Raw genomic sequence first — 21,714 nt, 5'->3', positions numbered from 1 at the left:
ATTTTTTGGTTCATTATATTCTTGAAGGTGAGTTTTTTGCGTTGAGCCGTAACACATTCGCACACATCGGAATTTATCGTCAGGCATGACAGGAATCAAACGTGGCAAAACTATCCATTCTGAAACAAATCGAAAAAGATTATGGTGAGTTTTCTGCCATAAGAGACAGCCGACCGAGCGATAAAGTTGCGCGTTTCTCTAGAGCGCAATACGAGAAGCTGGAGAAAATTTTAGGAGCCAACGACCCCATTGTTACTGCAGAATGGATCGCTAGGCACTATCTAGCCTCAAAGAAAATTTCGCTGGCGGCTCTCTATTTTACCCAGTCCGAAACCCTTCTCAGCCAAGGGATGAAAAATCTTTCTTTTTATGCATGTTATTATTCATTATTTAGCGCGCTGTCTGCCAATGTATTACTTAATACTGATTTCCAACTGAATAAAGTAAGAGAAATTTCTCACAGTGCACTCGCTAGAGAAATCGAAAATTATTATGTCAGAGTTGGCGTTTACGATGAGGAGATAGTGCGGCTGCTTGATGAGTTGCGTTTTTGTCGTGAGCTTTATAGCTATCACTTACCTATTTCAGGTGACGTAATACACGGCGAGACCATACTGGATGTTGATCGCTTGCACGACAGGCTTGGTAAAATTTTACCAGTTTGCCTTCAAGTCTCCGACATGCAGTCATACTTATCCTATTATGCGTGGGGAAGCGCAGTAGGGCGCCCATACGACTTTAGCGTCCAACAGATACCAGAAGTTGATGAGCTTTTTTGGTCAGTTGTAACTCGAAACGGGACATCTTCTCTCAGCCATAAGGATCGTGGGGACTATTATTTACTAGCCTATTTCCTGAAAACTGGCCAACCCATACCGCTTACGTGGCTTATCAATGAAAAGGTTCTGGAAGAAGTAGAGTGTGGTTGGGTAGAGGAATCTGAGCCAGCTGGTTATCACATTGGATCGATTGCGCAATATTTAGCCAAGGTGACTGGAGCGTTTTAATAGGCGAATATTTAAGTGCCGGTCAAGGCAGTGAAGAAGATTAAGTGCACTTCTGCAGTTCTCTTAACAGGCTATCTCCGTGGCTTTTGCAAGGCTAGCATCGGAGATTGAAGCTCACAATCCCTGACCTAGCGATCTATCGCGACCGACCGCTCCTAGCCGATAGTGACCGCTCACGGACGTCCACCTCCGGCCGGTAGCGGTCGTTTGTGAGGGGCCGCTAACGGCCAAAATCAGCCATTTAGCGTCTAAAAACTGACGGGCGATTCAAGGTCACGTCTGAACTACTGTCTTCATAACGAACAACCTGGCCGATAAAGCTGAGAAACTGAACCAAAGCTGTCATGGAGCACCTTGTACAGTGAGGGGGTATAGGCCGTACTGCCGGAGCAGTTCGGAGAACTAAAGACTATGAGTCCAGAATGTTATTGAAATATCCGAGGTACATCGGCTGTTCAAAACCACCGAACTTTGGAAGCCATTCTTCATCCGTCGCCGGGTCGATCTCGAAGCGGTAGCTGGTAGTCGAGAAGATAACCTGAGCGTTATTTTTTAGAGCCACTACTTTGAGCTCTTTGATGTACGCATCCAGATCCTCTGAGTGAATCTCCTGCTGCCGAGGGGTATCGAATATCAATGTTCGGAAGGGCGAGGTTGGATTGCTGGTGCAGATTTCAAATAGCGCAGCGTGGAATGCGAGCACCGTACGAGCCTTAGAACTACCTTTGATTATCCCAAGTTTCTCAGAGCCAAGAATTGGCTTCAGATCACTGTCGATCTGGATCTCTCTGGAGATGTTCTTGGAGTTTAGGATGTCTAGCCAACGGGCCATTTTCTCGGCTAACGCGAGCTTGAATCGCATTACATCCGGAGATTGCTCTCTGGTTTTTCCGAGAGACTCTAGCTCGTTTTGAACCGCCTCTCGCCGATTCAGCAGTTCGAGGTGCTTACCTTCTTGGCTTTTGTATTTCTGTTGTTGACCTTTTTCGAGCTCTAACTCGAAGAGTTCGGAGGCAATTCTACTGATCGCCTCAATGAACATCTCAATCCCTGCTTCGCGCTCAGCAATCCCTCTCTTTGTGGAAAGATCAGCGATTTGTCCTTCTAGCCAAGTCATCTTGGTCTGCAGAGCTTCAGCCTGCTGTATATTCGCGACGGTCACGGCTTCCAGGTCTTTCAGCTGATCTTTGAGATAAAGCAGGCTTTTGCCATACGAGTCAGAGCTGACGAGAAACATCCCGCACGAGGGGGTTGTGCATATTTCGCTAAAAGAAATGAATGCACGGCGAGCTTCTTCATTCAAATCCAGGGTCTCGATTTCGCTTTCGATCTCATCTCGTATTTGAGACGAACTGCGAATCCTCGACTCTAGGGTTATATGCTGTGAGGCTATCTCTCGGTGCTGGCGACGAAGATCGGTAATCAAGAAGTCGAAGCTGTTTAATGTCTCGCTTTTAATGTCCTTGGTCGTCTTCAATTCATCAAGACGAGCTTTGAGTGAGGTAATATCACGCTCAATATCTGCTTCAAGTCGTGGAGCGGCTGGGAGGTCTTGGCGTAGCCTCTCCATAAGCTTACGGCTATCTGTGATAGTCTTATCCAGGTAGTCGAGCTCTTTTTTGAGATTGATCGTCTTTTTGGCTGCGTCGAATGAGCTTCTGGCAGGGAGGCCCACGGCTAGGCGAATCATTTCGGAATACTGAGCTTTGATAAAGCTATGTCGCGGCGGAACGTAATAGTCCGAATAACCGATGTCCTGATCTAGATAAAATAGTGGTAGTATCGCCGAGAAAAACGGAATTGTAGCAGTGTCACTATTAGTAGTCAGACGCTCAGATCTTAGATTCAAGATGCCCAGCATGAACCTGGAAAAGTCTTCATCGTTATAGAAGCGATTGATAGTTCTGCCGTCGCTGCTAACGGTGATGTCGTATTTCTCTCCTACCTTCCGCTCGAAGGAAAGTAAGTTAGTGTTTATACTTACTCGCAGGACGACCTTTCCAGTATTCCGAATGATGTCTTCACGAAACTGGACGTCTAATCCGAGACAAAACATGATGGATTGGATTAGCGGCGTTTTCCCACTTCCATTAAGGGCAAATAGCTGAGTAACAGATTTACCAAACCTCAGCTCTTGAGAGACCCACCCACCACCATGGCTTGCAAAGAACTGTAGGGATTCAAATTTCATCTAGTTTGGCCTCGATGTCTCGTTCTTTGCAGATATTTCTATATGATCTTTTGATGGTTAAGAGCGCCACGCAAAGGTGGCTTTCTTCGCTCATAACTTTATCGATGAATTTCTTGCCAGGCTCTGCGGCATCGATCCGAGAGTTGTGTTTGTTAACGACGACCATCCCAGCGTCTTCCAAGAATGTCAGCGCCTTAATTGTTCTTACTCTTAAGTTCGCAGACCAGCCTAGTTCTTGCGTTGAACCCTTGAAACTGGCAATGCTCTGTTCAAAACACTGCCCAACTAGCATGCCAATGTCGTTACGTTTAGGCTTTGCTTGGCTACGTGCGAGTAAAATAATGGTCAGTGCAATTAACGGGATATGAAATAAAGTCTCATTACCCAAAACGTCAGACCTGTTTCTTGGCGAGTACGAGAAATTAAGACTTTGGGACTCAGTGTTTGCTGCAGCCACAGCTTCACGGAAATTCATGAAGACTCTCCTTTCACGATTTCAGACAGTACGGCTCCAAAAACTAATTCTTCAGTTAGGTCATTGCGGTCTAATAGTGTGCGAAGATTAGTTGTTAGCTTGACGACCGCGCCTGTAATTGTCTTCATGTCTATTTTTCCGACAGCCAGGTTATCTGTCAGACTTGTTATTTCATCCATTAGCTCAAGTAGTTTTAGCTCTTGGATTGTGTGCCTATTAACTCGATACCAGGTTTCCCACTGCGACTTGAAGTTTGCAAATGAGTTAAGCGTTTCTTCTTTATAGTTGTTTCGCTTTAATACGCGCTGAAGAATCGAAACGCTTTTAATAGCGTTCGGGTCGCCTCCATTTCTGAGGAGATAATAGGCCGGTCGAGAAATGGCAAGGATGTCGAGCATGTCATCGAGGGTGACACTCGCTTTATCATTAAGCATATCCTCGGTCATGCTGTCCTTTATTTCATCTGATGATTTGCTTTCTATTAGTGATAGAAGCTGAATGATCAGAAGCCGAATCTCCTTCGGAGTCAAATTGATTTCACTGTATTTGTAAATTTGACTGTGTGCGCTTGAGACGAAGTTATCGTCGTCTTCGTTCAAGATTTGCTGGCGAGGCATTAGCTTTAGGTGAGACAGGAAATCGAGAACTTCCTTGTCGGTCTTTGCTGTAAGACTTGGTACAAGCTTTTTAGTTTCAGTTATTAGCGTTGCCGTGTGTTTGGATACAACATTGCCGGATTGTGCATCGTTGACCAAACCTTCGACATCATCGTCGAAGTTGATGTTCGTTAAGATGACGAGAGAGTGGCAGGTGGCACCGAAGTTATCTACGTGTAACAACATTTTGCCGGCAAAGCTGTTGGGTAAATCGTGGTCGTTTTTTTTGGTTTTCTTGATGCCAAATATTTCTAGGATATTGTAAAGATGGTTCTGCTTTGTCTTTGTTTTGACCTGTACGAAGCGGTAGTAAATCTCCCCGTCATCCACAAACTTGACCACGTAATCTTCGTGGTAGTCGCAAAAGACTCGCTCAATGGCGCAGTCTTCGAGGAGTGCTAAGCATTCTAGGCTTGCGGCTTTGAATTGGGCCTTAAATCGGTGAATGGTATCTCTACCGTTCAACTCGCGAGCCTTAACTTCATGAAGTTTCATATATAGCGCTCAGCGTTCTTTGTCGGATTGGAGCCGGCTATTCTGAACGGTTGAGAAGCGCTGCAGTTGCGTGCCCCCCAAACGGTTCGGCGGCACACATGGCATTTAGTGAGGTGAGGGGCGTGCTCTGATGTGATCGCGATAGCAACAAGCTGCCGGGCTTGAGTAGTGCGATGTCGTGAGCGCAGATATTCACGATTAGCTTCCATTGCTAAGGCCCTTGGGGCTGATGGTCTTTCAGTTAGTGCATCATAGGCGGCTGATTGCCATCAGTAAACGATGCTGGGCGATCTAGGTTGCCGCACACAGTCTCCTCACTCTGTGTGATAGATGATTATGTTGGTACCGTCCGCTGCCTTGTACTTGGCAAGACACCGCAGCCCCCTGATCGTACCGGTGTACTGTTCGCCATTTGGGATCGTATTTAAGACGAGTAGGTGTTTTGTCAGACGTCCGTTTCTGCCCCGCCGTGAGAGGCTGCTTCTGGCCGATTCTGTTGAAAAAGTCTGATTTTCAGCTCGCCTGAACTCGGGCACGACCACAACCGGAGAACCTACTCACCACGTTGCGTGGTTTTTCGGCCCTTCGTTGACCTTTGCTGCTCTGTTATTGGGTTGGTTTGAGGTTTTTTGCTTCGTGCAGACGCACCTATCCCGTGAGCGGTGGCCCTTGAGAGGTAATTTTGGCCAGCCGTCGCAGGTTCTGTACCGCAGCGGCCAGCGTGAACTCATCAGTCGCGCCACTCATGCCACGTAGTCTCAGGCGATCCAGTTTCAGGATGCGTTTGAGGTGGGCAAACAACATTTCGACCTTCTTACGCTCGTGGCGAGAGCGCACGTACTGCGCTGTCGCTGCGATGCGCCGAGCCACATCACGAGCGGCTTCATGGACGCTGCGAGCGATCTTGCGGAACGCGGTGTTCGGGCAGCACTTGGCTTTCATCGGGCAAGCAGCGCAGTCGGTCTGCCGGGATCGGAAGATGATGGTGTTGGCTTTGGTTACGTGCGAACGCTCGTTCTTGAAGGCTCGCCATTCGCTGCGCAACGCGTTACCGGCCGGGCAGCGGTATTCCTCCGCCTCTTTATTCCAGTGGAAATCGTTGTTCGAGAAACTGTCGTTCTTGCGCTCGGTTTTGTCCCACACCGGCACGTGAGGTTCGATGTCTTTTTCCTCCACCATCCAGGCCAACATCGGCGCAGTACCGTACGCGGTATCGCCGATGAGGCGTTCCGGCTTGATGTCGAATTGCGCTTCGACGCGTTCGATCATCGTCTTGGTGCTCTCGACTTCTGCGGTTCGATGAGCCGGTGTGGGTTCCACATCCATGATCACGCCGTGCTCGGTATCGATCAGATAATTCGTCGAGTAAGCGTAAAACGCTGGGCCGCCTGGAGCTGCCGTCCAGCGAGCTTGGGGATCCGTCAGCGACAGGCGCTTGGGTAGCGTTTCGGCCAGAGCCTCTTCATCCAGGGCTTCAAGATATTCACGCACGGCGCGGGTACTCAGGGCCGGATCGCTCCAGTTGACCGGTTCATCACCTGGTACACCGCGCTGCCGACTCGCATCCGCTTTGATGACGCTGGCGTCCACGACAAAGCCTTCGCCCTTGACCAAGCCGGCGTCCATGCAGCGACGCAGCACTTCATTGAACAACCAGCGAAACAGATCACTGTCCCGAAAACGGCCGTGTCGGTTCTTTGAAAAGCTCGAGTGGTTGGGGACTTCGTCTTCAAGGCTCAACCGGCAAAACCAACGATACGCCAGGTTCAAATGAGCCTCTTCGCACAACCGCCGCTCGGAGCGAATGCCATAGCAATAGCCCACGATCAGCATGCGAATCATCAGTTCGGGATCAATCGAAGGACGCCCAATCGGGCTGTAGAAGTCGGCGAGGTAATGGCGCAGGTCGCTTAGATCGAGACACTGATCAATGCTGCGCAGAAGGTGATTGGCTGGGATGTGATCTTCAAGGTTGAACGAGTAAAACAGTCGCTCCTGCCCACTCGATAACTGTCCCATCATGCTGTGTGATCTCCCACCGCCCAATGCAGAGATTTTGCAGCAGGCCAGACAGGGGAGCTACTTTTTCAACAGAATCGGCCGTTTTCTGCCTGTCGTGACCGGCTAAAAACGGTCATGTCTCCATGAATCTTGCAGGTCAAATACTGCACGTATGACTGGTCAGGTACGATTCAAATGGATTGTCATGTGCAACGCAAACGGGCGTTCAAGCAGGGCGTGATTTCGTATTTGCCCGATAAAAACGTCAGTGTTAGCCAATTCGCAGGATCTCTCCCACCAGCCAGTTCACTGCTGGGTCCTGTCCACGTTGTGCCAGATAGACCAGGTCCAACTCGAAAGCCTCCAACGCAAACGGCAAGTCGTGCAGTTGCAGAGGGAGCAATGTCGCAAAGTTGCGGGCTAGTTGGGTCGGCAATACGACGCACAGGTCCGAAGCGGCCACTAGGTGTGCTGCCTGCAAGTAGTTGGGTGTGGTGTAGACGATCTGCCGTGACAATCCCTGTTCCCCCAGCCATTGATCGACCATGCCACGTGTCTGTCCGCCGTGTACCCAGAGGTGGCGTAATCGCAGAAAGGTTTCCAGATCCAGTGTGTCGGTGATTGCCGGATGGTCGTGGCGTAACGCGATTTGAAGGGTTTCGCTGCGCCAGTGATGTCGGCCAAAACGTGCAGGGATGTCGTCAAAGCGGCCCAGAACCATGTCGAGATGCCCGCGATCCAGGGCATCGATCGGCAGGCTAGAGTCGAGTGGGGCGATGTCTAGGCGCAAGTTGGGTGCATTGTCTTGCAAGTGCCGCAGCAATCTTGGCATGCACAACTGCTCGACGAAGTCAGTTGTGGCAATGCGAAAGGTCTGTCGGCTCGACAGCGGATCGAAGCCTTCATCCACGCCGAGGGTCTGTTCGATTTGCTGCAACGCCGCACGAATCGGGCCTTCCAGTGCCAGAGCCTTGGGCGTCGGCTGCATGCGCCGGCCGATACGCACCAACAACGGATCATCGAGCTGTTCGCGCAGGCGCGCCAGGGCGTTACTTACGGTTGGTTGACTAAGAGCCAGGCGTTCAGCGGCGCGAGAGACGTTCTGTTCTCGCAGCAATACATCGAGAATGCGCAACAGGTTGAGGTCGAAGTTAGTTGTATTCATTCTGCAAATATCACGCATACGAAAATGAAATTTCTCAAATAGTAGGCACCTGCTTAGGGTGACGGCAATCCTTCTTTTCGGTTTGGGAGTGTCGTTGTGAGCAACAGATTCGACGTACAACAGGTAGCATTCGTAGTGGTCGGCCTAATGGACTGTGGCGATGAGGAGGGGCGGGTATGAACTATCAAGCGCCGCTGCGCGATATGCGTTTTGTGCTGCACGAACTGTTTGACGTGACCGGACATTGCCAGCAACTGGACAATGGCCTGGATCGCGAAACCATCGACGGTGTGCTCGAAGAGGCTGCGCGGTTCGCCGCCAATGTGGTGGCGCCGCTCAATCGCAACAGTGACGAGCAGGGCTGTCGCCTGGAGAACGGCGAAGTCACCACGCCCGATGGTTTCGCCCAGGCCTACAAGCTGTTTGTCGAGCAAGGCTGGGCGAGCATGACCGGTCCGCAGGAGTTTGGTGGCCAGGGTTTCCCGCAGATGGTCTCGGCAAGCTTCCACGAAATGCTGATGAGCGCCTCGCTGTCGTTTCGTGTTTATTCCGGGTTGACCGAAGGCACGGTCCTGGCCTTGCATCGCCACGGCAGTGAGGCGCTCAAGCAGTGCTATCTGGGGCCATTGGTCAGCGGCGAGTGGGCCGGCACCATGTGCCTCACCGAGCCCCAGGCCGGGACCGACCTGGCGCTGTTGCGCACCCGCGCCCAGCCCCAGGCCGATGGCAGCTACCAACTCAGCGGCAGTAAAATCTTCATTAGCGGCGGTGAGCAGAACTTGAGTGACAATATCATTCACCTGGTGCTCGCCCGTTTGCCCGACGCACCACCGGGCATCAAGGGCATCAGCCTGTTCCTGGTGCCCAAGCGGCTGGTCAACGCCGATGGCTCGCCCGGGGAGCGCAACTCGCTGAGCTGCGGCGCACTGGAACACAAGATGGGCATCAAGGGTGCCTCCACCTGTGTAATGAATTTCGACGGCGCCACCGGCTGGCTGGTAGGGCAACCCAACCAAGGCCTGGCCTGCATGTTCACCATGATGAACGATGCCCGTTTTCAGGTGGGGCTGCAGGGCCTGGGCATCGCCGAAGCGGCATTCCAGGGCGGCCTGGCCTATGCCCGCGAGCGCTTGCAGTCGAGGGCGATCACAGGTCCCGTGGCGCCGGAACAACCTGCCGACCCGATCATCGTGCACCCGGATGTGCGGCGTATGCTGCTCACCCAGAAGACCCTCAGCGAAGGTTGCCGCATGCTCGCTGCCTATGCCGCCCGGCAACTGGACCTCGAACACGGTGCCGCCGACCCGGCGCAGCGCGATGCCGCCACCCGCCGCGCCGCGTTGCTCATTCCGATGATCAAGGCCTTCTTCACCGACTGCGGGCAGGAAGTGGCCAGCCTTGGCGTGCAGTTGTACGGCGGTCACGGGTACATCCGCGAGTGGGGCATGGAGCAACTGATGCGTGACAGTCGTATCACCCAGCTCTACGAAGGTACCAACGGCATCCAGGCGCTGGACCTGATCCGCCGCAAGTTGCTGGGCGACGGCGGTAGCGAGCTCAATGCGCTGATAGACGAACTGAGCACCCAAGTGGCGTTCGCCACGTCCCATCCGGAAATGGCCGAGCGGGTCAGTCAGCGCCTTCAGGAGTGGCGAGCGCTGGCTGAGTCAATACTGCAGGCCTGCCGTCGCGATCCCGAGGAGATCGGCGCGGTATCCGTGGATTTTCTAGCCTATTCGGCCTACGTGATGTTGGCGGCCTTGTGGTTGCAGGCGGCTGTTCGTGCCAGTGAGGCCTTGCAGGCTGGCACCGGAGAAACGGCGTTCTATCAGGCCAAGTTGCAATCGGCCGACTTCTACCTGCGCCGGATACTGCCCCGGGCCGGTGCCCATCGCGAGGCATTGCTCGCCGGTGCCGGTTGCCTGATGACCATGCCGCAGAGCCACTTCGCGTTCTGAAATGTCCCCGCCGGTGTTGCCACAAAGGGAGGGGCGGGCCATGCCTTCCGCTGGTTACGCTGCCCCCACGCAGATCCTCTGCCCTCAATAATCGGCACCCTCCGGTGCCGATTGCTCAATCCCTGCGGGCGGCATTGAGCCGCTTGTTCTGCGACTTACCGCTGGAGCGCAATACCATGCAAGACGCCGTTATCGTTTCCACTGCCCGCACGCCAATCGCCAAAGCCTTTCGCGGTGCGTTCAATGATTTAAAGTCGCCGTCGATGAGCGCGGTGGCCATTCGTGCCGCGGTCGAACGTGCGGGCATCGAACCGGGACAAATTGACGACCTGGTGATGGGCACGGCCATGCAGAGCGGTACCGCCGCGACCAACCTGGCTCGTCTGTCGGCACTGGCGGCCGGCCTGCCATTGTCTGTCAGCGGCCAGACCATCGACCGTCAATGCGCCTCTGGCCTGATGGCAATCTCCATTGCCGCCAAACAGATCATGGTCGATGGCATGCAGGTGACGGTCGGTGCCGGCCAGGAACAGATCAGCCGGGTGCAAAACCCGCACACGCAGTTCGCCGCCGCCGAACAGGATGCCACTGTGTTGCGTATGGCCGAGCATGCCTACATGCCGATGTTGCAGACCGCTGAGATTGTCGCCCGACGCTACAACATCAGTCGTGAAGCCCAAGACGTTTACGGCCTCCAGTCCCAGCAACGCACTGCGGCGGCACAGGCGGCGGGCTTGTTCGCCGATGAAATCGTACCGGTCAGCGTGCGCAAGAAAATCGTCGACAAGCAGAGCGGCGCCGTCACCTATGAAGACGTGCACCTGACGCTGGATGAGGGGAATCGCCCGCAGACCACGCTCGACAATCTGCAAGCATTGGCCCCCGTGCTTGAAGGTGGCTGCATCACCGCGGGCAACGCCAGCCAATTGTCCGACGGCGCCAGCGCCTGTGTGCTGATGAGTGGTGCACTGGTAGCCCGTTCCTCAGTGAGCCCGCTGGGCCTGTATCGTGGCATCGCCGTGGCGGGTCTGGCGCCTGAAGAAATGGGCATCGGACCGGTGCTGGCGATCCCTAAGCTGCTGCGCCAGCACGGACTGCGCGTGGATGACATCGGCCTGTGGGAGATCAACGAGGCTTTTGCCTGCCAGGTGCTGTACAGCGCGCAGACCCTGGGGATTGATCCAGCGAAATTGAACGTCAACGGCGGCGCGATCGCCATCGGTCACCCCTATGGCATGAGCGGCGCGCGGATGGTCGGCCATGCGTTGCTGGAGGGCAAACGTCGTGGCGTGAAGTATGTGGTGGTGAGTATGTGCGTCGGCGGTGGCATGGGCGCCGCCGGTTTGTTCGAAGTGTTGTGATTTAACTCCATGGCTCAGGCGGCCGGGATAACCCGGACCGCCTGATAGCGCTTTACAGGCTCCCCACCAATTGTCCGCCATCCACTGCCAGCACCGCACCAGACATATAGGCCCCAGCCTCGCTTGCGAGCAACAGGAACGGGCCATCCAGCTCCTCCAGTTGCCCTAGCCGGCGCAACGGTACTGCCTCGCGAATATAGGCTTGGCCCTTTTCACTGTCGAAGAAGCCGCCATCGGTCATTTCAGTCTTGAAGTAGCCCGGTGCGATGGCATTGACCCGAATCCCGTAGCGCGCCAGTTCCAGCGCCAATGATTTGGTCAACTGCACCACGCCCGCCTTGGCCGTGCAGTAGTGGCTGTATCCGGTGCCCACCCGCAGGCCTAGCATCGAGGCAATGTTGACGATACTGCCCGGCTGCTCGGCACGAGCCAGGCGTTGCGCCGCGCACTGGGCCACCCGCCAGACGCCGTCGAGATTGGTCGACAGCATGTGGCGCCAGTCTTCTTCACTGATTTCCAGCACGCGCTGGCCGTTGCCGATGCCCGCATTGTTGAGCACCACGTCCACTACACCATAAGCGGCTTCGGCCTCATCAAATGCGGCTTCAACACTGTCGCGATCGGTGACATCCAAGGCGACCGGCAGCGCCTGGCCACCGTTGTAGATTATCGTCTCGGCCAATTGCTGCAGGCGCTCCACCCGGCGTGCCGTCAGCACCACTCGCGCGCCGGCACGAACGGCAACCCGCGCCAGGTGTTCGCCAATGCCGCTGGAGGCACCGGTGATCAGCACGGTTTTACCGGCGAGAGAGAAGGGGGAATGGGAAAGGGAGACTGTTTCGTTCATTGCAGGTGTCCTGTTGACGAGAGAAGCAGGCACCGAATGGATGCCTGCCGGTTGTGGTCAGATGCGTTCGATCGTGGTTTTGCCGGCCGCCACAAGACGCTCCAGCAGAGGTGCCGGGGTGAACCACATCTGGCCGTATTCGCTCAGGGACTGACGGTAGTGCAGGATGCCGGCCAGGACCTTGTCCAGACCATATTGCTCGGCATAGTGCATAGGGCCGCCGAGGTGCGCCGGGAAGCCGTACCCGTTGATCCAGACCAGATCGATATCACTGGCGCGCAGGGCGATGCCCTCATCCAGCAACTGAATGCCTTCGTTGATCAGCATGAACAGGCAACGGTCATGTATTTCCTGTTTGTCGATGGCTCGACGGGGTACGGACAGTTCTGCGGCCAGGCGTTCGGCCGCGGCAACGACATCAGGATCGTTGCGCCTTTCCCGCCCTTCGTAAGCGTAAAAACCACGTGCGGTTTTCTGGCCGAAGCGACCCATGCTGTACAGCTCATCACCTAGGCGGCAATAGCTCGGATCGTGCGCAATGGCGGCACGGTTGGCATCGCGCACCAGAAAGTTCACGTCGACGCCGGCCAAGTCGAGCATGGTGAACACACCCATGTTCAAATCCAGGTCAGTCAGCACGCCATCCACCTGTTCCGGGGTAGCGCCTTCGAGGACCAAGCGGTGGGCTTCGCGGGCATAAGGTTCGAGCATGCGGTTGCCGATAAAACCGAAGCACACACCGGACACCACCGGGATCTTGCCGATGGTGCGGCCCATCTTGAGGGTGGAGGCCAGCACTTGAGCCGAGGTTTCCCGGGCGTTGACCACTTCCAGCAGTCGCATGACGTTGGCCGGGCTGAAAAAATGCAGACCGATAACATCCTGCGCACGGGAGGTCACGGCAGCGATCAGATCGACGTCCAGAGAAGAGGTGTTGGTCGCCAGAATGGCGCCGGGCTTGCACACGCGATCAAGGCTGCGGAACACTTCCTGCTTGATCTCGAGCTTTTCGAACACCGCTTCGATCACCAGGTCGGCGTCGGCCAGGTCGGCGTAGTCGAGAGTGCCGGTAAGCAGTGCCATGCGCTGCTCCAGCGTGGATTCGCTCAGCTTGCCGCGTTTGACGCTGATGCCGTAGGTCTTTCGGATATGCGCCAGGCCGCGATCCAGTGCGTCACCCTGACGCTCCAGCAAGGTCACCGGGATGCCGACATTGGCGAAGTTCATGGCGATGCCACCGCCCATGGTGCCGGCGCCGACGACCGCGACTTTGCCAATCGCAAGCAACGCCGTCGAGGCGTCGATTCCGGGTATCTTGCCCGCTTCGCGTTCGGCGAAGAACACATGGCGCAATGCCTCAGACTGGGAAGACGCTTCAGCCTGCTTGAACAGTGCAACTTCCCGGGCCAGTCCCTGGTCTAGCGGCAACACGCAAGCGGCTTCTACGGCGGAAAAAACCAGACGGGGAGCCAGACGGCTCTTCCAGCGGGGCTCATTTTCACTGCGGTAACGTTCAAAGAAATCTGCCGCCAAGCCTTCGGCCGGTTTGGCGAAACGCTCGGCGGGTCTGGCCGGGGCGTGGACGGTGATCAGTTCGCGGGCATAGACACAGGCGACTTCAAGCAATTGTTCGGGGCTATCGGCGAGCCGGTCGACAATCCCAAGCTCCAGAGCACGACCGGCCGACACAGGGGCGCCGCTCATCATCATGTCCAGAGCCGCTTGGGCCCCAATCAGCCGAGGCAGACGCTGGGTGCCGCCGGCGCCGGGTAACAACCCGAGATTGATTTCCGGAAGGCCTACGCGAGTCTGCGGTTCGCCGATGCGATAGCCGCAGGCGAGTGCGAGCTCAAGGCCACCGCCCAGCGCCAGCTTGCCAATAGCGGCCACCAGGGGTTTGTCAAGACAGGTCAGGCGCAGGCAAAGGTCAGGTAGATTCGGCGCAGCAAAGGACGCTGCGCTGCCGAATTCGCTGATGTCCGCGCCGGCGCTGAACAAGCCATTGGCGCCATAGAGGACAATGGCGCGCACCGAGGCGTCGGCATTGGCCTGTTCGCAGGCCTGGAGTATGGCTTCACGCAGGGGTTGCCCCAGGGCGTTGACCGGCGGGCGAGCCAGACCGATCAACGCTAGATTGTCTTGTACCTGATAAGTGACCAGGGAATTCATGATGACTCCTTGTTGTGGCTGAAGGGGGATGGACAGGCTCAGAACCACGGGTCCTGCATGTCGAAGCTGGTGCAATCGGCACGGATCAGCAAACGTGACTGCGCCTCGATGGTGGCCAGCTCCCAGTCGATGAAGTAGCGCGCCGCTTGCATTTTTCCGTTGTAGAAATCCGCCTCGCTGCCGGTCGCGCCCTCGCTCAGGGCGCGGCTGGCAATCAGTGCCATGCGCAACCACAGCCAGCCAACCAGCACACGACCGAAGAGGTCGAGGTAGACGGTGGCGTTTGACAGGCCTCGCTCGGCATCTTCAGCGACTTGTTCAATCAGACTTTTGGTTGTTTGTTGGAGGCAGTCCAGAGCGCAGGCGAGTTCATCGGCGAGTGCCGCACAGCGATGGTCGCGCGCAGCCTGCTCAAGGGTTTGGCGCACGTTGCCGACAAACAGACGGTAGCCCATTGCGCCGTTCTGTTGCAGCTTGCGCCCCAGCAGATCAAGGCCGTGAATACCCTCAGTACCTTCGTGGATGGGGTTCAGGCGATTGTCGCGGTAGTACTGCTCCAGTGGGTATTCGCGGATATAACCGGAACCGCCGAGAACCTGAATGCCGATGTCCGAAGCAATGACTCCATATTTGGAAGGGTACGACTTGACCATGGGGATCAGCAGGTCGAGCAGTTCGCGGGCTTCGTGGCGTGCCGTTTCGTCGGGCGAGGTATGCGCGTCCTCATACAGGGTGCTGGCATACAGGCACAGCGCCAGACTTCCTTCGGCATAGGTTTTCTGCTGCAACAACAAGCGGCGCACGTCGGCGTGTTCCACGATGCGCACCTGCGGCGACAGAGGGTCCTTGTTCCCCGGTCGACGGCCCTGAGGTCGCTCTCGGGCATAGTCCAGCGCCCGGTTGAAACTCTGATACGCCAACGCCGAAGCCCCCAGTGCCACTCCGATGCGTGCTTCGTTCATCATCTGGAACATGTAGGACAAACCTTTGTTGGCTTCACCCACCAAGTAACCGACGGCACCGGCCTGTTCACCGAAATTCAGTACGGTGGAGGTGGTGTTGCGATAACCCAGTTTGTGCAGCAGGCCGGCCAGGGCTACGTCATTGCGGGCACCCAATGTGCCATCGTCATTGACCAGGAACTTGGGCACCAAAAACAGCGAAATACCTCGGGTGCCGGCCGGTGCGCCTTCGATTCGTGCGAGCACCAGGTGCACGATGTTTTCTGTTAGCGAGTGGTCGCCACCGGAAATGAACATTTTCTGGCCGAACAGGCGATAGTTCCCGTCGTCGGCCGGGCGGGCGAGGGTCCGCAGGTCACCGAGTGCAGAACCCTGGCCAGGCTCGGTCAAGGCCATGGTACCGCTGAAGCGCCCGTCTAGCATGGGCGGCAGGAAGCGCTGGCGCAGCACATCGCTGGCAAAGCTCTTGATCAGGTTGGCGGCACCGATGGTCAGGAACGAGTACGCCACCGTGGCGATGTTGGCCGCGTTGAAGTACGCCATGCAGGCCCGCAGGATGACTTCAGGCAGTTGCAAACCGCCGTCGTTGGCATCGTGATGCGCGGCCAGGAAACCAGCTTGGGCGAACGCGTCCCAGGCCGACTTGGTTTCCGGGATCAGGGTAACCTTTTCACCGTCGAAACTCGGCTCGTGCGCATCGCCTTTCTGGTTATGCGGGGCAAAATAGTCGGCGGCGATGTCGCGAGCGGTTTGCAGTGTCGCATCGAATACAGAGCGGTCGTGATCGGCATAACGCGGGCGCTGCAATAGTGCCTCGGTATCGTTCAGTTCATAGAGCTGGAAACTCAGTTCGCGTTCATTGAGCAAAGCATCAGTCATGGTTTTTTCTCGCATGGCGTCGGTCACCTTTTCGGCCGACCGGAATGATCCTGCCCAGTAGATCCAAATCCGGCGCCTCGCGCGCTATCCCAAAAGGGGGGGCAGGGGTAACGCGGACGTGCCGCCCACCCATTCAAGGGAGGGTCATGCGCGACTTTCTCTGGATAAGCTGGCCATACCCCGATCCCCTTGCGGGTCATCGGGGCGGATGGCGTCCAGAGAGGTACAAGTGGTGTATCGCAAATTGTTTTCGGTGACAGGCAGACCCCGCAGGCTCGACGGCGGGGCCCTGTTTGGCACGACCCCGCGCAACGCCTGGATCGAATGGCTGAGCCCTGACTACGACAATGAGGTCGAATTGGCGTGCCGGGCGCTGCTGGTGCAACAGGACGGCTTGAACATCCTGGTCATGGCGGGCACCGATGCGCTGTTCGCGCCACTGCCGCGCACCTGCCGCTGCCAGCGTCCGACTCCGGGCCTGCTGGAAGGGCTTGCCCGGCTGGGGGTGGAAGAAGCGCAGATACACGCCGTGGTACTCACCCATCTGCATGCGATGCTCGCGCCGGAAGTGCGCCTCGCCGTCAGTGAAGGCGAGGCGCCCCGGCTGTTGTTTCCGACCGCTCGTTATCTGGTCGGCCGACAGCACTGGATGCGTGCGAACCATCCGCACCCGCGAGACCGAGCGCTGTTCGTCCCGCAAATCATCAGTCAGCTGCAAGGCAGTGGGCGAATGCACCTGATCGACGAATGCTCCAGCAATCTGCTGGGAGAAGGCTGGCGCTTTCACCTCAGCGATGGCCATACCCCCGGGCAACTGTTGCCCGAAATCGATATGCCCGGCGGCCCGATCATTTTTGCCGGTGATCTGGTCCCTGGCCGGCAGTGGCTCGCGCTCGACCTGACCACGGCTTTCGACCGCAACCCGGAAAGCCTGATCGATGAAAAGGAGCGCTTGCTCGATCACGTGGTGGCCGAGGGAGGGCGACTGTTCCTGAGCCGCGACCCGAGCGTCGCGATGATCAAGGTCGCCCGTGACAAGCAGCACCGTTATCAACCTTTTGATCAACACGCCGCCTTGCATCGGCTGGACAGTTGAAAATAACCCGCTCACCAGGAGATCCCCATGAAAGTAATGGCTGCTGTAAAGCGCGTGGTCGACTACAACGTGAAAGTCCGCGTCAAGGCGGACGGTTCCGGCGTCGACCTCGCTAACGTGAAAATGGCGATGAATCCGTTCTGCGAAATCGCTGTGGAAGAGGCGGTTCGTTTGAAGGAGCAAGGTGTTGCCACTGAAGTGATAGTGGTCAGCGTGGGTTCGTCCCCCGCACAGGAGCAATTGCGTACCGCACTGGCACTGGGCGCCGACCGCGCCATCCTGGTAGAAACCGATGACGCACTGGGTTCCCTGGCCGTGGCCAAGCTGCTCAAGGCCGTGGTGGACAAGGAACAACCGCAACTGGTGATCCTCGGCAAACAAGCCATCGACAGCGACAACAATCAGACGGGCCAGATGCTCGCCGCATTGAGCGGTTACGGTCAGGGTACGTTCGCATCCTATGTCGAAATCAGAGAGGACAAGGTGACCGTGACGCGGGAAATCGACGGCGGAGCGCAGACCGTTTCCCTCAAGCTACCAGCCATCGTCACCACCGACCTGCGTTTGAACGAGCCGCGCTACGCATCTCTGCCCAACATCATGAAAGCCAAGAAGAAGCCTCTGGAAGTGCTGACACCGGGCGCCTTGGGCATTTGCACCGACTCCACCAACAAGACCGTAAACGTCGAAGCGCCTGCCGCGCGCAGCCCGGGAATCAAGGTCAAGTCGGTGGCCGAACTGGTCGAGAAACTGAAAAATGAAGCGAAGGTGATCTGATGACTATTTTGGTTATTGCCGAACACAACAACATGCTGCTGGCGCCCGTCACCCTGAACACAGTGGCGGCCGCCGCGCAAATCGGCGGCGACATTCATGTGCTGGTGGCGGGTCAGGGCGCAGGTGCGGTTACTGAAGCCGCGGCGAAAATCCCGGGTGTCAGCAAAGTGCTGGTTGCCGACCAGGCCGCCTATGCCCATCAGTTGCCGGAGAACGTCGCAGCGTTGATCGCCAGTCTGGTGATCGAGCAGCACTCGATTTATACCCACGTACTGGCCGCAGCCACCTCCAATGGCAAAAACATCCTGCCACGGGTTGCCGCGCAGCTGGATGTGGATCAGATCTCCGAAATTATCTCGGTGGAAAGTCCCGATACCTTCAAACGCCCGATCTATGCCGGTAACGCCATCGCCACTGTTCAATCCAACGCTGTGGTCAAGGTCATCACCGTGCGTACCACCGGTTTCGACCCGGTGGTTGCCGAAGGGGGGGCGGCAACTGTTGAGTTCGTCGATACCGAATACAACGCCGGCACCGCAAGCTTCGTCAATGAAGTGCTGGCCAAGTCCGACCGTCCGGACCTGAGCGCCGCGAAGATCGTCGTATCCGGTGGCCGCGGTATGCAGAACGGTGACAACTTCAAGCACCTGTATGCGCTGGCCGACAAACTCGGCGCGGGTGTCGGTGCCTCCCGCGCCGCGGTGGACGCGGGCTTTGTCGCCAACGACATGCAGGTTGGCCAGACTGGCAAGATCGTTGCGCCACAGCTGTACATCGCCGTCGGTATCTCCGGCGCGATCCAGCACCTGGCTGGCATGAAAGACTCCAAGGTGATCGTGGCGATCAACAAGGACGAGGAAGCGCCGATCTTCCAGGTGGCCGATTACGGCCTGGTAGCGGATCTGTTCGACGCCGTTCCGGAGTTTGAACGCTTGGTTTGAGCTATTCCCGATTCCGACCGTGCCCCCGCAAACGCGCGGTTGGAATCGCGATCAGCAACAACAGAGCGCCTGACACCAGCAACACCGCTAACAAATCGAATGCCAGGTACAAACTGCCGGTAGCGGCTTTCAAAGCGCCAACGGCAGTCTGGCTGAGGAAACCCGCCAGGTTGCCGAGACTGCTGATAAGGGCGATTCCGCCGGCAGCGGCGGGTCTGCTTAGCAATGCGGGCGGGATCGTCCAGAACAATGGCATCGCCGCCAGCGCCGCCGCACCCCCAACGCTGATCAATGCCATGGACAATGCAGTGTGCCCCTCGACCAGATCCAGAAGGCAAAAGCAAGCTGCGGCTGTCAACAGGGTCAGGCTCAAGTGCCAGCGTCGCTCCATATGGCGATCGGAGCTGCGACCGAGCCAGAACATGGCACATAGACCGGCCAGGAACGGCAGGCTGGTGGCCAGGCCAATCAATTGCAAGTCTTGCAGACCAAAGCCGCGTACCAGGGACGGTAACCAATACGACACTGTGTTGGCGGCACTGTAGATGCAAAAACACACCAGACCGGCGACATACAGCCGTGGATCGCGTAACGCGCTGACAAAACCCGAACCTGCCGACTCATGGGGCGACTCATTCGCCAGAGCCTCGCGGATCTGACGTTTTTGATCGTCGTCGAGCCAGCGCGCCTGGTCAGGCCGGTCGGTCAACCAAACGCGTCCGATCAAGCCCAGCATCACTGCGGGCAATCCGGTCAGGACAAACAGTACCTGCCAGTCGCGCAATCCGAGCCAGCCGTGCAGTTGGGCCATGATGGTGCCTGACAGTGGGCCACAGATCATGCCCGCGACCATGCCGGACATGAAAAACGATGCGGTGATACGCCCGCGCACGGAGGCCGGAAACCAGTAGGTGAGGTACAGAATCAGACCGGGGAAAAATCCTGCCTCGGCGACACCGAGCAAAAAACGCGCAACGAGCAGTTGCTCGGGGCTGGTGACAAAGGCTGTGATCACGGTGATCAGGCCCCAGAGGATCATGATCCGGGTCAACGTGGCACGTGCGCCGACACGCTGCATGTACAGGTTGCTCGGTACTTCAAACAGGATGTAACCCAGATAAAAGACCCCGGCGCCGATGCCGTAGGCCGTATCGGTGAGCAGGATGTCTTCGGCCATCCGCAGCTTGGCGAACGACAGGTTGAGGCGGTCGATGGCATTGAGAATGAACGCCAGCACCAGGTACGGCATCAGGCGCCAGATGACCTTGGAGTAGGTGCGTTTCAGTTCGTTAGAAGTGGCGGAATCTGCCGGGAATTGCGGGATGGCATCGCTCATTGAAGCGCTCCTCAGTGGCCCGGTTATTGTTGTATTGGAACTTCTGGGGGCCGTTCTGGCGAGTATAAAGAGCCGCTGATGGTGCAATGTTCCGGATTCGTAGATTCAATCAACCTATTGAATTCACAGGTAAATACTGGGCATTGATGCGCAGGCCCGATAGCCGGCTCCGCATTCGCTGCGAACCGGCTTGCATTCAGGTTTCGTAGCTCAGAAGACCTGGCGGTAGATCGCCTGTATGTCGTCCAGAGTCACCTCACGAGGGTTGTTGTTCAGCAAACGCGTCTGTTTGGTCGCATCCATCGCCAGAGCATCGAGGTCATCCAGAGTGATACCCACGTCCCGCAGGCGGGTCGGCAAACCAAGACGGACAGGTAAAGCTTCCAGGTGATCGATCAGTGCATGGGCTCTTTCGGTCACCGATCCTTGTATTTGCGGTAGCAGAATGGCGGCCAGTTCGGCGTAAAGCGGTGCCGCTGCCTGCAGGTTGAAACGCATCACCGGTGCCAGCACCAGCGAATTGGAAAGGCCGTGGGGAATATGGAAACGAGCGCCCAGCGGGTAAGCCAGCGCATGCACCGCAGCCACCGGAGCATTGGCAAACGCCATGCCCGCCAGGCAGGCACCGAGCAACATCTGCTCGCGCGCTTGCGCGTCCGAGCCGTGATTACACACATGCTCAAGATTGTCCCCCAATAACCTCAGTGCCTCGCGAGCCAGACAATCGGAGATGGGGTTCTTCAGGTGCCTGGAAGTAAAGGATTCGATGGCGTGAACCATGGAATCAATACCCGTCGCGGCCGTGACCGAGCGAGGCAGACCCAGCGTCAGGTCCGCATCCAGCAAGGCGATGTCCGGCAACAGGGCTGGCGAGATGACCACGTTCTTCTGACCCTCGCCGGTGGTGACCACCGATATCGCAGTGACTTCAGAGCCGGTGCCTGCGGTGGTGGGGACCAGAATCAGCGGCAGGCGCCGGCCATTGGTCTGGTCGATGCCGTAGATATCGGCCAGGGTTTCTTCGCTGCGCGCCAGCAGCGCTGTCAACTTGGCCGCATCCAGAGAACTGCCACCCCCGAAACCGATCACGCAATCGGCGTAGCACTGCCGCGCGGCGTGCACTGCGTCAAGAATCACCGATTCCGGCGGGTCGGCCTGGACGTTACTGAATACTTGCAACGCGATGCCCAAGCGGGCGAAACCGCGTTCCACCGGAGCCAGCAGTCCGGTTGCCAGGACGCCGGCATCCGTGACCAGCAGTACGGAGCGGTACCCCATCGACTGCACTTGTTCGGCAAGGCGCGCTGCGGCGCCGCGCTCGATGATGATCGATCGGGTGGTGTTGAACAGCAAGCGACGCGTCATGTGATTTCCCCGTGGACAGGCCGTTGGTCGGCG

At 56.9% G+C, this 21,714-nt stretch carries 16 protein-coding genes; 6 read left to right on the top strand and 10 right to left on the bottom strand.

Going from position 1 to position 21,714, the window contains the following annotated elements; translation table 11 throughout:
• The first annotated feature begins 101 nt into the window (after positions 1 to 101).
• Entirely contained in the window at positions 102 to 1,007 is a 906-nt protein-coding gene (locus DKY63_RS04120; RefSeq protein WP_110962915.1) for a hypothetical protein, read from the top strand.
• A gap of 409 nt (positions 1,008 to 1,416) precedes the next feature.
• Here the strand turns inward: DKY63_RS04120 and DKY63_RS32585 are convergent, their stop codons facing one another.
• The 5 genes from DKY63_RS32585 to DKY63_RS04095 form a co-directional block, all read right to left on the bottom strand.
• The gene (locus tag DKY63_RS32585; protein WP_239499373.1) at positions 1,417 to 3,198 is read right to left on the bottom strand and encodes a hypothetical protein; all 1,782 of its coding nucleotides are present in this window, start codon (positions 3,196 to 3,198) and stop codon (positions 1,417 to 1,419) included.
• Entirely contained in the window at positions 3,188 to 3,673 is a 486-nt protein-coding gene (locus tag DKY63_RS04110; protein WP_110962914.1) for a hypothetical protein, read from the bottom strand. The genes DKY63_RS32585 and DKY63_RS04110 overlap by 11 nt, the downstream gene beginning before the upstream one ends.
• Positions 3,670 to 4,824 (bottom strand): dsDNA nuclease domain-containing protein, encoded by a 1,155-nt coding sequence (locus DKY63_RS04105; protein WP_110962913.1) that lies wholly within the window; start codon positions 4,822 to 4,824, stop codon positions 3,670 to 3,672. The genes DKY63_RS04110 and DKY63_RS04105 overlap by 4 nt, the downstream gene beginning before the upstream one ends.
• Positions 4,825 to 5,472: 648 nt before the next feature.
• The gene (locus DKY63_RS04100; RefSeq protein WP_110962912.1) at positions 5,473 to 6,846 is read right to left on the bottom strand and encodes a transposase; all 1,374 of its coding nucleotides are present in this window, start codon (positions 6,844 to 6,846) and stop codon (positions 5,473 to 5,475) included.
• A gap of 250 nt (positions 6,847 to 7,096) precedes the next feature.
• A complete protein-coding gene (locus DKY63_RS04095) occupies positions 7,097 to 8,008 on the bottom strand; it encodes a LysR family transcriptional regulator (RefSeq protein WP_430523140.1) in 912 nt (303 codons plus the stop codon).
• Between the two features lie 158 nt (positions 8,009 to 8,166).
• On the opposite strand from DKY63_RS04095, the gene DKY63_RS04090 reads away from it, so the two are divergent.
• Together DKY63_RS04090 and DKY63_RS04085 are read left to right on the top strand one after the other, a co-directional pair.
• Entirely contained in the window at positions 8,167 to 9,948 is a 1,782-nt protein-coding gene (locus DKY63_RS04090; protein WP_110962910.1) for an acyl-CoA dehydrogenase C-terminal domain-containing protein, read from the top strand.
• A 176-nt stretch (positions 9,949 to 10,124) separates the two neighbouring features.
• Positions 10,125 to 11,309, top strand: a complete 1,185-nt coding sequence (locus DKY63_RS04085) for an acetyl-CoA C-acyltransferase (RefSeq protein ID WP_110962909.1) — start codon at positions 10,125 to 10,127, stop codon at positions 11,307 to 11,309.
• A 52-nt stretch (positions 11,310 to 11,361) separates the two neighbouring features.
• Here the strand turns inward: DKY63_RS04085 and DKY63_RS04080 are convergent, their stop codons facing one another.
• From DKY63_RS04080 to DKY63_RS04070, 3 genes are read right to left on the bottom strand one after another with little or no spacing between them, the layout of a single operon-like run.
• Positions 11,362 to 12,156, bottom strand: a complete 795-nt coding sequence (locus DKY63_RS04080; RefSeq protein ID WP_110962908.1) for an SDR family NAD(P)-dependent oxidoreductase — start codon at positions 12,154 to 12,156, stop codon at positions 11,362 to 11,364.
• 57 nt (positions 12,157 to 12,213) lie between these two features.
• Positions 12,214 to 14,325, bottom strand: coding sequence for a 3-hydroxyacyl-CoA dehydrogenase NAD-binding domain-containing protein (locus DKY63_RS04075; RefSeq protein WP_110962907.1), 2,112 nt, complete (start codon positions 14,323 to 14,325; stop codon positions 12,214 to 12,216).
• A gap of 38 nt (positions 14,326 to 14,363) precedes the next feature.
• Positions 14,364 to 16,166 carry an acyl-CoA dehydrogenase gene (locus DKY63_RS04070; protein ID WP_110967834.1) on the bottom strand — a complete coding sequence of 601 codons (1,803 nt, stop codon included), beginning with the start codon at positions 16,164 to 16,166 and terminating at the stop codon, positions 14,364 to 14,366.
• 208 nt (positions 16,167 to 16,374) lie between these two features.
• On the opposite strand from DKY63_RS04070, the gene DKY63_RS04065 reads away from it, so the two are divergent.
• Genes DKY63_RS04065 through DKY63_RS04055 form a run of 3 tightly spaced genes read left to right on the top strand, consistent with a single transcriptional unit; the run spans position 16,375 to position 18,980 of the window.
• Positions 16,375 to 17,262 (top strand): MBL fold metallo-hydrolase, encoded by an 888-nt coding sequence (locus DKY63_RS04065; protein WP_239499372.1) that lies wholly within the window; start codon positions 16,375 to 16,377, stop codon positions 17,260 to 17,262.
• 27 nt (positions 17,263 to 17,289) lie between these two features.
• Positions 17,290 to 18,039, top strand: coding sequence for an electron transfer flavoprotein subunit beta/FixA family protein (locus DKY63_RS04060; protein WP_110962906.1), 750 nt, complete (start codon positions 17,290 to 17,292; stop codon positions 18,037 to 18,039).
• Positions 18,039 to 18,980, top strand: coding sequence for an electron transfer flavoprotein subunit alpha/FixB family protein (locus DKY63_RS04055; RefSeq protein WP_110962905.1), 942 nt, complete (start codon positions 18,039 to 18,041; stop codon positions 18,978 to 18,980). Before DKY63_RS04060 ends, DKY63_RS04055 begins: the two co-directional genes overlap by 1 nt.
• Position 18,981: 1 nt before the next feature.
• Here the strand turns inward: DKY63_RS04055 and DKY63_RS04050 are convergent, their stop codons facing one another.
• The gene (locus DKY63_RS04050) at positions 18,982 to 20,316 is read right to left on the bottom strand and encodes an MFS transporter (RefSeq protein ID WP_110962904.1); all 1,335 of its coding nucleotides are present in this window, start codon (positions 20,314 to 20,316) and stop codon (positions 18,982 to 18,984) included.
• A 210-nt stretch (positions 20,317 to 20,526) separates the two neighbouring features.
• Complete coding sequence (locus tag DKY63_RS04045) at positions 20,527 to 21,681, bottom strand: iron-containing alcohol dehydrogenase (RefSeq protein ID WP_110962903.1); 1,155 nt, start codon at positions 21,679 to 21,681, stop codon at positions 20,527 to 20,529.
• Positions 21,682 to 21,714: the final 33 nt, after the last annotated feature.

It is taken from the genome of Pseudomonas putida (assembly GCF_003228315.1).
Classification (GTDB): Bacteria; Pseudomonadota; Gammaproteobacteria; order Pseudomonadales; family Pseudomonadaceae; genus Aquipseudomonas; species Aquipseudomonas putida_S.
This window is presented reverse-complemented; position numbering and strand designations above follow the sequence as displayed.